Source organism: Salipiger sp., assembly GCF_059781815.1.
Map to the genome: position 1 here is coordinate 1 of NZ_JBYNAH010000153.1, position 12,991 is coordinate 12,991.

Genomic DNA, 12,991 nt, shown 5'->3' on the forward strand with positions numbered 1-12,991 from the left:
CAACCCGCGCGAGGTCGGCGAGGCAGATGCCCGGTCGATCTACGAGGCCGCGTGGTAGTCGCGCTGGCTTTATCAGGTTGTCGCTAACTTCGCAGCAGGATAGCTCACCGCCGTATTCGATATCGCCAACATGCCAGATGGACGACGACGATCTGGAGCGGATCCTGTCCTGGCCTCCGTCGCTGGTGGGATCCGACGGGCTGCCTCGCGACCGGCGCCCGCATCCGCGCCTTTGGGGCGCCTTCCCCGCGTGCTGGGCCACTACGCCCGCGAACAGGCACTGCTGCCGATGGCTGGCGCCATCCCCAAGATGACCGGCCAGACGGCAGACGTTCTTGACCTGCCTGACCGCGGGCGGATCGCGGAGGGGGCCTTTGCCGACCTCGTGCTCTTCGATCCCGAGACCATCCGCGATGCCGCCAGTTTCGAAGATCCCGTGCGCCCGTCCATCGGCGTCCGTGCTGTCTATGTGAACGGACGCCGCGCCTATGGCGGCGAGACGAACGAGGGCAGCGCCTGCGGCAGGCTGCTTGCGCGTTCCGCGTGACGCTTTCGCGGATGATATGGGCCTCATGCCCTCGCGAAATACGGCCAGCTTGACAGAATTGATCGTGGCCCGGTCCTCGAAGAAAAGCCGGGGCCGTTCGCGTGGAAAGCAACGCTCGGGGCGGCTTGCTGTGCATAGGGAATGCACATGCAGACAGGAGCACTGCTCGGCAATGTCGAGCGGAACTCAAGGTTGATAGTTTCACCGTTAGACAATTATAAGTTGAAAAATACCGACGGGCGTGGAACACTCATGCCACACGGCATTTCCTGTGCCATTCGGCGTAATTAGCTTTGGAGTCATCGTATGACTCACTTTATTCGCTTCCCGATTGCGGCGTTGCTTCTTTTTCCGATGGCTGCTGTCCCAGCTATTGCGGAAGATTTCCAGTACGACACGCCAGCCTATATCGCGGAAACCGATTTCGCTGGCGATCCGGACGGGCTTGCGGAAATGCAGCGGCGATGGACCGATGCCATGACGGCTTTCACCGACATGGCCATCGCCGGAAATCCCTGGACGAATATGAACGATGCGCCCCGGGTCAATTACCTCGATCCGGCGGAATATGATCAGACCGTCAATACGGCGGTGCAGCCGATCACGTGGACGGCCTTTCCCAACAAGTTGAACTGGTATTTCAGCACGTCGCAAGGCACCCCCTATGCGCTCGATCCTGCGCTGACCTATCCGCTGGCAGACAAGGGCAATCTTGCCGACGACGCGGTTCTGCAGACGTGGATCGAGGCGCACGGCGCGACGTATGCGAAGACCCTTCGGGCGAACCTGTCGGACGTTCTCGCCAAGTATCCTGCCTTGGGCGAGACGCCGGGCGACAGCTTTGCCGCGGTGTCGATCCCGACCGGCGTCTCGGGCGTCTGTCCGGTGGTGCACTGGGACCAACCGCAGGATCAATGGGCGCTCTATAGCTCGCGGGTCGGCGGGCCGCGGGGGTGGAAGGACGAATACAACGAATGGGTGGTGACCCGGAACGACGGCGGGCAGATCACCAAGATCTCGTTCACTGCGGAGAACCCGGAATACTGGTTCACGCTCTGGGAGGTCGATCCGGAAAAGGTGCTGGTGCTTTACCAGCAGCTTGTTGGACCCCAGGTCGTGATCGAGGATCTCTACCTGCGCGATGCTGAAGGGAACGTGGTCAACGATGCCGCGGGCAATCCCGCCTACAACCCGCTCAACAAGTGGAACTACGGCAACGAGGCGACGGAGACCGGCGGCGGCGCAGTGCACCTGACGAGCCCGCCCAACACGGTGGGCGCAGAGATGTACCTTGGCGGCGCGGCAACGATTCTGCGGGATCTGCCGGGCGATCAGTACAGCCCCGCGAACATGATCTGTTCGGGTCAGTATGGTGGCAACTTCCGCAACTCCGACCCCAATATCGGCATGCAGGGAAACCAGGTGGTGCGCAATGTCGGCAAGCCGATCACGCTGACCAACCCGATCGCGCTGTACATGCAGATGCCGGACTTCTCCAACTACGAGACGCCGGACGGCACGCCCGCTTCCGAGTTCTTCACGGTGGTGCGCGGGCGCACGGCGGCCGAGGCGGGGCCGGATGTCCATTACGACCAGATCCTGCACGCGACCTTCGAGGTGCCGGCCGAGAAGGGCTACACCGTGTCGGATATCGTGATCTCACCCCCGACGAACGAGGACCGTGTGTTCCCGGGCATGGTCTTGCGTACGCCGCCGCTGCCGATCCTGTATGGAAGCCAGATCGCCGAGACCTTCAACCAGGCGCTGGCGGCGACCGCCTATCTGGACGTGGACCTCGCGGACAGCACGCGCTTCCCACCCGTTGCCGAAAAAAGCCCCGCCTCTGCCCAGAACGGCTGGGCGCAACCGCTGGTGACGATGGCGGTCTTCGACGCAGTTCAGAGCCAGCCGGCGATCTCTGCCGCGACGATCCCGCTCTTGCCATTCGAGACGCCGCCGGGCGTGTCACTGCCGCACATGGCGCTCGAGGTGCTTGGGGGCGCGATGGAGCCGGTGATCGACTATGTGGGGCCGGACGGCACGGTGACGCAGGGCATCACGGTTACATTGAACGGCGCCATGCCGCAGAGCGATGCACCGGCGGAGGACGGCATCTACGAGGTCATTCTCTACGATCTTTCCATCGAGATCGGCCCGGACGTGCCGGACGGCAGCTACGGTGTGCGCGTCACCAATCCCGGCAACGATCCCGATGTGCCGGTGCCCGGCAACATCCTTGTCCGGTCCGGCCAGTAGTTCGACAGCGGAGATCAACGCCATGACACGTCCCCTTGTCCTTTCCGCCCTCGGGCTGATCCTGAGCTCCGGAAGTGCGGCGCTGGCGCAGGACACGCCGTCCTTCCCCTGCCTCAACCCACCGACGCTGGGTCCGGCCTTTCCGGGAGACACGCTTCTCAGCGACCAGCAATCGTTCAATTGCTTCGCGTGGCAGGAGTTCATCGCGGTGACCTGGCCGCAGGCAGGCGGAGATCCCGGGGTCTACGGCGATCCGGGCGGCGGGCGCACGGTCTTTGAGACGTTCATGACTTCGGCGGAGCTGATGCCTCCGGCGGATTACGTTGCGCCGCCCGAGGCCGCGGAAGGGGTGCGCCAGCTCGCACGGACCGCGAAGCTCGACGGCAACTTCAACCCCGGGAACGATATCAACGAGGCGACACCGACGACCGCGTGGCTCGCCGACCGGGATGGCAACCTCGTCTGGTACGAGATCCTCGTGAACGACGCGGAGGCCGACTACATCATCGGAAACCAGCTGTTCAAGGCGGCGAGCCAGAGGGCGATGGTCGAGGATGGCGGTCGGATCGACCTGCCAATGGGGGTTTTCAACGACAGCTCGGGAGCGGCGGAGTTCAAGGCCGCATGGCTGTCCGTCACCGACCCTACCGATCCACGTTGGACGCGGTATTTGACGGCCGATGCCCAGTTCTGCAGCGGGACCGGTGGCGATCAGGTCTGCACGACGGGAACCGTGGCGCTCGTGGGCATGCACATCCTGCACAAGACCGCGGCGCAGCCAAGCTGGACGTGGTCCACTTTCGATCACGTGGACAATTCGCCGGACCAGGCCCAGGTTGAAGCGGGGACGCTCGACCGCGAGTACCGGTTCTACCGCGAAAGCGGGTGTGTCGAGATGCCGGTGCCTGAATCCTGCGCGGTGTTCGACAACGCAACGACAACCTCTTGCCTGCCGAACGTGTCGCCGGCCTATGCGCTCAAAGATTTCCAAGGCGGGGTGGTGGATCCAGGAAGCGCCTGCCAACCCTACCCGATCCAGGTGACACGCCAGTTTTCGCTGCCGTCGACGAACGAGAACCCGATCGTGGCGACGAACACTGCGGCACAGGCGATGATCGCTGCGGCCAACCCAGACAGCGTGTTCCAGTACTACCAGCTGGTCAACGTGCTCTGGGCAGACAGTCCGGTCGACGAGAACGCGGGAACGACCGCGCCGATGTCGCCGCTGTCGGAAACCGCGTTCCGTCCGGCGCTCAATGCTTTCAAGGTGTCGAACCCAATGCTCGAGACCTATGCGCAGGACGTCTCCTGCGTGGAGTGCCATTCCGGCGCGACGATCAAAGACGGCGGTGGCGTGGACGGGGTGCCGGCCTATGCATCGGATTACAGCTTCATCTTCGGGATGGCCCAACAGTAGTCTCAACGGTCTCGATACCCGATCCCGGCGAGTTCGATGTCACTGTCGCGCGCCCCGAGGCGGTATCGCAGCGGCGTCGAGCCATAGAGGCCATAGAGATCGCCGAGGCGAGCTCTCCGGTCGTGATCTCGCAGCCCGGGCGTCTACGAGGCGTCTGCCCGTCGAAATGCGCCGGTGGTCGCGCCGCGCAGGCAATTGCCCCTATCCCTCGACCCAGAGGAAGAACGGTGCCGTCTCGCCAAGCGCGTCGCCGGCATTCGCGACCGACACCGACCGGGTGCCGGGCGCGGCGTCCGCGCCGACATCGACCGTCAGGCGCAGGAGCTGCTGCGGCCCGGGCTCGGAGTTGCCGGGCACTGCGTAGACCACGTCTTCCAGCCCTTCGACCGTGACGGTGATCGCGGCGTCGGGAGATGTGTCGCCTTCGCGGAAGAATGCCACCTGCGGGAGCGCTCCCGCCGCCTCGAACGCCGAGCCGAGCAGGGCCAGCGTTGCCGTCGTCCCGGGCACGATCCGCGGCGCCACGATGATCGTGTTCGATGCCAGCGTCATCGCCACGCCGCGCGCGTTCGGCACCGCCGTCGCGTTGTATCCGTCCCAGAGGTCCTGATACATGATCTGCTGCGGCTGGGCCTTCGCGAAAGGTGTGGAGAGCCCCGCCACGCAGGGCTGCGGCGCCTGCGGCGTGTCGGCGGCCACGGCGCGGGGGAAGAGCGCCACCTGGATGGTCGGCAGCATCTGGCTGCCGTAGCGGATCGGCTCGCCATCGACCGCGATATCACCGACCTCGAAGCTCACGCCGGCATCGCGCCACGCCTGGGGGATCTCGAATTTCGCGTGCAGGAGGAAGTTGAAGTTGGACGGGAAACCGGGCAGCGTTTCCTGCCCGCGCAGGATCGACCAGCAATCGGCAGCGCGCGTCCCTTCGGGCAGGTTGGGATCATCGGGCAGGACGTAATTGGTGAAGGTCGGTGTCTGGATGTAAAGGCCGATCGGATCGGCGAGAGACACCCGGAAGCCGCCGCCGAAGCCCACGATCTGGTTCGAAATCTGTCCGATATGCGGGTCTGAATTGCGCATGATCTGGCCATATTGGGCGCAGCAGATCAGATCCGTGCCGTTGGCATTGCCCATGTTGCGGAGGACCGTCGCAGCGCCGGCAAGGCCGAGTTCGGTCTGTAGCGTGTTGGGGGTGGAGGTGAGGTGCATCGCGCCGCCGCCATCGGCCGTCCGGTGCGGGCCGCTGTTCCACTTGTTGAGTGGATTGTAGGCGGGCCGCCCGGTGCCGGGATCGATCACCGGGTTTCCCGCGGCATCGTGCAGTTCCAGATCGGCAAGGGTGATCTGCGGGCGCCCGAGGATCTCCTGATAGATTGCCAGCACCGTCTCGGGCGAAACGGACCAGAGCGTGTACCAGTACTCTGGGTTCTCGCAGACAAAGTCGATGCGGGTGATCCGGCCATCGGTGCGGTCGCCCTCCCGCGTTACGGCCATCTCGCAATACTCGTCCATCCAGCCGCGCGGACCGTAGGGCTGGAACTGGTTCGTGGGGCCATTCGCGGGGATCTCTGCTCCGGTCTGCTCCGCGCAGATCGTGGTGGTCGCAGGGATGGGGGCGATGGGCGCCGAGGTCGAATAGCCGAAATCGACGAACTCGAACCGCTGCTGGTCGCTCAATGCGTCGAGATAGAACACCGCGCGGTTCGGAAAGGCGGTCCAGCTGACCTTCTCGACGATAGAGCCGGTGAGGTCGGTAGACAGCGGGTTGTAGTAGTAATCCTGGTTTGCGGCGAAGAGCGTGGTGAAGGGATTGCCGCGGATCGCCTGTTCCGTCCAGCCGTTGGCGTTGATGTTCCACGCTTCGTTCAACGCCGCCTGCAGCGTCGGATTGGCGGCCAAGTCCTGAATGAACGCTGGTGTCGAAAATGCCGACAACGGGACGCTTTGCGCAAACGCCGGCCGCGGCAGGCCCGCGGCAAGGGCAGCGGCCGAAGCCCCGGCAAGAAAGCCGCGGCGCGAGAGGTGAGGTGATGCTGTGGGGCTCATGTCCGTCTTTCCTCTCACTCGCCAGCCGGGATTGGCCGGGCGTTCTGAAAGCTGAAGCTGTAGTCCGAAGCAAAGGGCGTCAGCGCATCGTTTTGGCTTGGCCAGGCGAGTTTCGCTCCCATATGGCAACTGATGCAGGTTGTGCCCTGGATATACGTCTCCATCGTGGTGTTCGCGACGGGTCTCTCGGTCGGCGCGGGCCGCATGCCCGAGATCGAGAGCGGGGCGGTCGATGGCGCGCGGTTGGGCGTATTCTCGTCGACGGGACTGTCCGACCAAAGCACGTCGACCAGCATGTAGTTGGCGAAGACCGAGTCCGGAGCGGCTGCGCGGATCATCGACTGTGCGGCGGCGTTGAGGGAAGCGACGAGGTTGTCCTGCCCGTCGGCAATGGCGTGCTTGCGCGCCACCTGTACCGGCATCGGCGGACAGTCCGGCGTGACGCAGAAGCCAGGCGAAGCGTTCGGTGTACAGGACGTCTCGGTCGGCGAGCCGACTTTGGAGGCGTCGCAAAAGAGCGTCCCGTCTGGCCGCGCAACTGAATTGCCGACGCATTGCGCCGGGATCGCCTGCGGTGCGCAGGACGGGTTGAAGAAACGGAACTCGTTGCCCACCTCGCCTGCCGAGACTGTGGCGGCGTCGGGAGCGTTCGCGACATGCTCGAAAGTCGACCAGATCCATTGCGGCTGGCTCTCGGTCTTGTGGATGATGTGAAGACCGACCAGCGCCAGCGTGGCAGTCTCGCAGCTGCCATGCGCGGGGTCGTGGATCAGCGCCTCGGTCAGCTTGTAGGTCGACCAGACGGGCTGAGCAGGGTCGGGGACTTCGACCCAGGCGGATTTGACCTCGATGGCGCCCACCGCTCCGCCTGTCCGACCGCGCGGCAGATCCACCTTCTGTCCACCGAGCGTGGCAAGATAGCCCTCCACCGCGTTGTAGAGGCGGTTCGCGACGATGTAGTCGAATTCGTCGCGGTTGATCATGATCTCGTACCAGACCTGGTTGCCGTCCCGGTCGGCGAGCCAGTTGGGCGAGCCGTCGAAGGGGAAGGCCTCGGCAATGTCGTCGGGCGCCTCGAAGTCGATGGAGACCTTGGAGGAGCGGGTCAGGACACGCGTGCCCGGCGTGTAGGTTTCCGCACAGGCGGCGGGCGCCGGGGGCAGCTCGCCGAAGGGCGGCGGCGGGCTGCCGTCGGGCAGAAAGACGCTGTGGATGTCGGAATAGGTTTCCCAAACGGTGGGTCCGGTGTCGTCCGGCGCGCCGAAATTCGCGACCGGATCGGGGCCTGCCGGCGCATCGATGCCGTCGGCTTTCCAGTTCAGCGCGATGAATTCCTGCCAGGCAAAGCAGTTGAGCGAGTTCTGATCTGTGATCGGGCTGTCCGAGGGGACGGTCGAGTCAAGTTTTGGCGGGTTCAGGCAGGGAAAGGCCGGGCTGTCCTGCGCCGCCGCCACGGTGCCGCCGCCAATGAAGAGCCCTGCGGCAAGGCCCGCCGCTGCAATCTTGCGTTTCATCACTCCGGGTCCCTCCCTCAGGAAATCATTGCCGTCGTCCGTTTCGATCAGCCGCCGCAGCATGGTGTGGCGGGCGTGTCCGCCGCGGTGTCTGCAGGCGGTGCGCCCCAATGGAAGCGCGGTACGAAGCCCGGCAGTGCCGCGGCTTCGTCGTCGCCCAACCGGTGGCCATCGCTGAGGCGTGTGACGACCGCCGTGACCTCTGGAGCCTCGGGCCCCGAGAGGCCGAGCGCCGCCACGGCCCGCCGGGCAGTCATCAGACGCGTCACGCCATGTCGGATGCAGCGGCCCTTGTCGTCGACGATGCCCATGCCGATGCGCGAGAAGCGGCCCACGTAATTCGGGCAGGCCGGGCCGATATCCCCGGCATCCGCGTCCGGTTTCTCGAGAAAGACGTCGATGGTGTAGCTATCATGGGTGCAGCGCACGCCGGAGAAGGCGATCCAGGGACCGCCCGCGACGGCCGGCGCCCTGGAGAGGCCCGCAGCCTGCGGTTTGTCCTGCGCTGCGCCTTGGCGGGTGGCGCCGTAGGAAGGCACCGTCACCGGCCCATAGTCGTAGCCCAGTCGCCTGCAGTCCTGCGCCATTTGGCCGAGCGTGGTATAGCGCCAGCGCTCGGCGGAGGCCTCGTCCACGGCTGTCGCAAGCGGTCCCACGAAGGGCTGAAGCGGCGTCTGCGTCGTGTACTGCGCACCCGGGTGGGCGCGGATCCAGATCTCCAGCATCCTGTCGATGTTTGCGTGGTAGGAGATAAAGATCGGATCGAAGGCGGTGTAGGCGTTGTCCGCCATGTCGTAGCCGATCCAGCCATGGTAATTGTCATGCGGCTGCTCGTAGAGCCCGTCGAAATTGATCTGCCGGAACGGGTAGAGGTCGTCTGGCTGCGGGGGGGTGAAGACCGGGATGTTGGCCCAAGGCACGCCGGTTGCTCCCCAAGCGCCCTGTGGGGTCGAGAAGCTGTCGAACAGCAGCGCGTCGGCCACCTGCTCCTGAAAGATGCGGGGCATCTCGAAATACCGCGCGCGGTCCGGATCGGCAGGATCGGAAAAGACCTCGAGCCGCTGCACGTAGCGGCATTCGTCGCCTGTGCAGCGGTCGGGCGCGACGTCGCATTTCTTCGACCGACCATCCTTCGCGGCGGCAAAGCGCAGCGGGTTAGGACGGGTGCTGCCGTCGGGATGCACGTAGGTTTCGTCGAGGAAGGCCTGGGGGAGGCCCGCGCGCGGGCTCGTGGGGTCGGCGGCGTCCCAGGCCATCCAGTCCCAGTAGGGGATCGCCATGCCGATCCTGTCCTCAAGATACATCAGGAACGCGCGGTGCCAGAAGCCGAAAGCCTCTTGGTAGTGCAGGCACCAGTTGGTGTGGAGATAGGCCCACTGCTGCCATGGGCTGGAGGGTGAGGATGTGCCGACATGCATGATGTCGTCGAGCGCGGCGCGAAAGGCGTTCAGCTCCGCCTCGCTCAGTGAGGTGATGTCTTTCCGCACGCGCAGGCCTGGATCCGGCTGCACCGGCGGCGGGATCCGCTCCGCTGGATCGAGCGTCGACGTCGCGTCGCGTGGGCAGCCGGCATTGATCCAGGCCCGGAGGGTCTCGAGCGCCTCGCCAGGCCACATCTGCCGCTGGTCGCAGGTCAGTGGCATGTTGCGAGAGGCAAGGTGGTTGTAGATCGTGACAGCCCAGGTCGTCACGCTGTCATAGTCGGTGAAGTCGATGAGATAGGCTGCCATGCAGCGCGTCCAGAAATATCCGACAGCCTCTCGCTCCGCCTCGTCGATCCAATATGGCATTGCGAAGAGTGGCGAAATATCGACGTCCCAGACAGGTGGTTTTTCTATCATTTTCTCAAAACTCATCGCGGGCTGGCAGAGTTTGAATTCGCTGACGTGAATGAGAGCTTACGACACGTGTCGCGGATTTGCATTACCAATTTGGAGAGTTTTGTGATCTAATTTCTCCTAATGGTAGATCTCCAATGACTCGCGAGGGTGCCGCGCTGCCCGATCAATTCCGCGCCAGCGGGCAAATGCGGAGGGGCGATCCGGAGAATTGACAGGGAATGTCCATGCAGTCCGTAGCCTACTTGAAGATACACCCCGGAGTAGGCATCGCACGGCTGGGCAATGCGCGCGGCGAAGGGCCTGCCGCGCAGCGGACGGATTACTTTGTCGGTCCGGTGCGCCCCGGGCCGGTGGCGCCACCTCCGGGCGGCTACAAGGTCGAGGGCTGCGTGAAGCGGCAGGCAGCGGAGTTCCGCGTCTTCGCTTACGACGCGGAGGGCGGTTGCCTTGGCGAAGTGACGGCGGCAGAGGCGCGGATCGACTGGACTGTCACCGTGGCCAATACCAAAGCATCCTGGCTGACCTTCAATGGCCAGAAGCCCGGCGCGCCGAGGAACCCGAAGATCTCCGGCCCGGCGCGCGCCGGGCTCGAGATTGCGCCGGGGCCGCGCTCCATCTCGGGTGCGAATGCGGGTCCGGTGCGGTTCGACAGCGGGCAATTCGTGGCCGACCCCGAAACTGAGCCGGTTGCGGTGCCGCTCGGCGAGTTGCTGACCGATGGCGCCGGCCGGCTCCTCGTCCTTGGCGGACACGGGCACTCCGCGGCGCCCGGGGGTGAGCCGATCGAAGACTATGCCAACAATGACGGGTGGCATGACGATACCTCGGACGGGCGGGTTGCCGCGCAGGTCACGCTTTCTGACGGCCGCGTCCTCGACGCCGCGCCGTCATGGGTGATCTGTACGGTGCCGAAATTCGCGCCCGCGCTGGAGAACGTGGTGACGGCGCATGACATGCTTTGGGACCTCTGGGTGCAGGGCCACCCGGAGGACCGGCCGACGACCACCGACTACTGGACCGACGTGCATCCGGTCCTCATGCGGATCATGAACGTACGCTGGACCATGGGAACCGGGCCGGTGCACGCTTTCGCCGTCCAGATGGCGATGCGTGAGGCGGCGACCCGCGGCGACCGCAAGGCGCTCTTTGATCGCATCCGCAGCCCTTACGGCGACAATCGCGGGCTGATGAACATGCCGATGCTGTATTCCGATCAGTATGTCTGGCGTCCGCAGGGCGATGCTGGCTTTGCCGTGACGGGTGTGATCTACGACCATCTGCGCCGCTGGGTCGACGCGGGCGCACCCGGGGGGGCGCCGCCCGCGACGCCGGGTTCCGACGCCCCGGTGACGCCCGAGGGGATGGACCGTGCGGCGTTGGAGAATGCCTGTGGCGGGCCGTTCTACCCGGGCATGGAGTTCGGCTGGATGATGCGCGATGTCTACACTTGGGCAGAACCCTTCCGGCTGGCGGAGGCGCAGCGGGCCTCGGTCACCGGGAAGCTCGAACCCGGCGACGTGACGAAGCAGATGGCCGTGCCTTGGCAGGCGGATTTCCTGCAATGCCGGCGCGACACGGTTGACGCTTTGGCGCCCGGGGCGACGAAGGCGCCGCCTGAAGACACGGCGCAGGTCGCCGGGCCGGTCTACTTTCCGGGCTGGTGGCCACAGCACAGGCCGGACATGGTGACCCCCTTCGGGCAGACCGTGCCAAGGGTATGGACCCGTGGGATCGGGATCAACGATACCGCCGGGTTTATTGCGGAGTGGTCGAAACTTGGCTTCGTTCTGGAGCGGGCTGGCGTCTACTGGGAAACCGAGCGCGACCTCCCGGAGCCGCCCGAGCCGCCCGAGCCAACATGACTGTGCACGATGTCGCAGTCATAGGGGCCGGGTCTGCGGGGCTGGCGGCGGCCCTGACGCTGGCAGAGGGCGGCGCTCGGGTGGTCGTGTTGGAGCGGTACGAGTCGTTTCGCGATATGCCCGGCGAGCACCTCGGGCCGGCAGCCCTCCCGGTCCTCGCGCGGCTCGGCTGGACGCCCCGAGCGCCCGGCGCGGTGCCGCTCTCTGCCATCGTCAGCCACTGGCGCGCGGGTCCGCCCGTGCGGCAGGAGGCGCTGTTCGACCCGTATGGCCTCGGCTTCGCCATCGAGCGCGCGACGCTCCTGTCGGATCTCGCCGCACGGGCCGAGGCGGCAGGTGCTGCCCTGCGGCTCGGATCCACCGCGCGAGGGATCTCGGGTCGCCCCGGTGACTGGCGCATGACCTGCGACGCAGGTGACGTGACGGCCGGAACGATCTTCGACGCAAGCGGCCGGGCGCGGCGCGTGGCGCGGGCGCTTGGGGCGGCCGCGGGAGCGGCTGACGACTTGATCTGCCATCACCGCGTTCTGGCAGGGGCGGACGCGGGCGCCGTCGAGCTCGTTCTGGAAGCTGTGGACCTGGGCTGGTGGTATACCTTGCCTCTGCCGCGGCCCGGCCGGATCGCGGCAGGGTTCGTCACCGACCGCATGACTGGCGCGGATTGGGAGAGTGCCCTCGGGCGCGCGCCCGCGACGCGCGCTCGGATCGGCGGTCTTTCCGAGTTCAGCCGCTGCACCGTGCCCTGCGGCAGCCCGGCCGAGCACCTCGCGGGCGGCGCGGGCTGGCGGGGACTGGGGGATGCGCACGCGGCGTCCGATCCGCTGTCGGGCCTTGGTCTCGCGCGGGCGCTGTCGGACGGGCGGGAGGCCGCGCGTGTCTATCTTGGACTTGCTTTGGAACCGGTGCCGTTGCCGCCCCGCTGCGCCGAGACCGTCACGCGCTGCCTGCTCTATGCCGAGGCCGCTGCGCGTTGGCCCCGTGCGCCGTTCTGGCGGGCGCGGACCGACGACAACCGGCGGCCTCTTGCGCTTCGGGAGAGGGCGTAAACCTGCGGTTGCGGGCTGCACCATCCTCGACATGTATCTGCCCCGGCTCGACGGCTTCGAGCTGGCCGAGCGGGTCGCGGCGATCCAGCCGGAGTTTCCCGTGGTGTTCCTGACTGGGCACGGGTGATGGAGAAGATGGGCATGCACACGATTGGCCAGCTTGTGCGCGCCAGTATCACGCGACGGATCGACGCCGCCTGAAATGGACGAAGAGGGCTCCCGTTTTGACGGAACCCGATCGCGCAAGGTAAAGTCATGATCGCGCGCCGAAAATGACGTTTTGGCGAAGCTCTGAACGTGAGGGCTTCCTGATCATGAGAACAGTCAGTTAGACGACCGGCACGAGGGGCTCATCACATGCCCGCGACCGCACCACAAAAATGGCCGATGGTGGAAGGAACACCGCGGGATCGCCAACTTATTTTGCATTGATCTCGGAAGTGCCGCTTGGCTTCTGTCATG

Annotated in this window: 8 protein-coding genes; 5 read left to right on the forward strand and 3 right to left on the reverse strand. The window is 65.6% G+C overall.

All coding sequences use genetic code 11. The features are described from left to right. The first annotated feature begins 250 nt into the window (after window positions 1–250). The 3 genes from AC6RA4_RS16770 to AC6RA4_RS16780 all read left to right on the forward strand — a co-directional run bounded on the left by AC6RA4_RS16770 (window position 251) and on the right by AC6RA4_RS16780 (window position 4,220). Window positions 251–547 (forward strand): amidohydrolase family protein, encoded by a 297-nt coding sequence (locus AC6RA4_RS16770; protein WP_500162291.1) that lies wholly within the window; start codon window positions 251–253, stop codon window positions 545–547. Between the two features lie 306 nt (window positions 548–853). Then, complete coding sequence (locus AC6RA4_RS16775) at window positions 854–2,803, forward strand: DUF8225 domain-containing protein (RefSeq protein ID WP_500162293.1); 1,950 nt, start codon at window positions 854–856, stop codon at window positions 2,801–2,803. 22 nt (window positions 2,804–2,825) lie between these two features. Further along, on the forward strand, window positions 2,826–4,220 hold the full coding sequence (locus AC6RA4_RS16780; protein ID WP_500162295.1) for a hypothetical protein: 1,395 nt from the start codon (window positions 2,826–2,828) through the stop codon (window positions 4,218–4,220). Window positions 4,221–4,421: 201 nt separating this feature from the next. On the opposite strand, the gene AC6RA4_RS16785 is transcribed toward AC6RA4_RS16780, so the two are convergent. The 3 genes from AC6RA4_RS16785 to AC6RA4_RS16795 are packed head-to-tail and all read right to left on the reverse strand — an operon-like array spanning window position 4,422 to window position 9,510. Continuing rightward, window positions 4,422–6,266, reverse strand: a complete 1,845-nt coding sequence (locus tag AC6RA4_RS16785) for a DUF8225 domain-containing protein (protein ID WP_500162296.1) — start codon at window positions 6,264–6,266, stop codon at window positions 4,422–4,424. Between the two features lie 14 nt (window positions 6,267–6,280). Further along, window positions 6,281–7,780 (reverse strand): hypothetical protein, encoded by a 1,500-nt coding sequence (locus AC6RA4_RS16790; RefSeq protein WP_500162298.1) that lies wholly within the window; start codon window positions 7,778–7,780, stop codon window positions 6,281–6,283. A 47-nt stretch (window positions 7,781–7,827) separates the two neighbouring features. After that, a complete protein-coding gene (locus tag AC6RA4_RS16795; protein ID WP_500162299.1) occupies window positions 7,828–9,510 on the reverse strand; it encodes a tyrosinase family protein in 1,683 nt (560 codons plus the stop codon). Window positions 9,511–9,839: 329 nt separating this feature from the next. Here AC6RA4_RS16795 and AC6RA4_RS16800 point away from each other — a divergent pair, with 329 nt between their 5' ends. After that, window positions 9,840–11,483, forward strand: coding sequence for a LodA/GoxA family CTQ-dependent oxidase (locus AC6RA4_RS16800; protein ID WP_500162301.1), 1,644 nt, complete (start codon window positions 9,840–9,842; stop codon window positions 11,481–11,483). Beyond that, complete coding sequence (locus AC6RA4_RS16805) at window positions 11,480–12,529, forward strand: FAD-dependent oxidoreductase (RefSeq protein ID WP_500162303.1); 1,050 nt, start codon at window positions 11,480–11,482, stop codon at window positions 12,527–12,529. Before AC6RA4_RS16800 ends, AC6RA4_RS16805 begins: the two co-directional genes overlap by 4 nt. Window positions 12,530–12,991: the final 462 nt, after the last annotated feature.

Excerpts from the sequence above, each read along its gene's own strand:
- AC6RA4_RS16775 (WP_500162293.1), top strand. The coding sequence starts at position 854 with ATGACTCACTTTATTCGCTTCCCGATTGCGGCGTTGCTTCTTTTTCCG.
- AC6RA4_RS16780 (WP_500162295.1), top strand. The coding sequence starts at position 2,826 with ATGACACGTCCCCTTGTCCTTTCCGCCCTCGGGCTGATCCTGAGCTCC.
- AC6RA4_RS16785 (WP_500162296.1), bottom strand. The coding sequence starts at position 6,266 with ATGAGCCCCACAGCATCACCTCACCTCTCGCGCCGCGGCTTTCTTGCC.
- AC6RA4_RS16790 (WP_500162298.1), bottom strand. The coding sequence starts at position 7,780 with ATGAAACGCAAGATTGCAGCGGCGGGCCTTGCCGCAGGGCTCTTCATT.
- AC6RA4_RS16795 (WP_500162299.1), bottom strand. The coding sequence starts at position 9,510 with ATGGCAGCCTATCTCATCGACTTCACCGACTATGACAGCGTGACGACC.
- AC6RA4_RS16800 (WP_500162301.1), top strand. The coding sequence starts at position 9,840 with ATGTCCATGCAGTCCGTAGCCTACTTGAAGATACACCCCGGAGTAGGC.
- AC6RA4_RS16805 (WP_500162303.1), top strand. The coding sequence starts at position 11,480 with ATGACTGTGCACGATGTCGCAGTCATAGGGGCCGGGTCTGCGGGGCTG.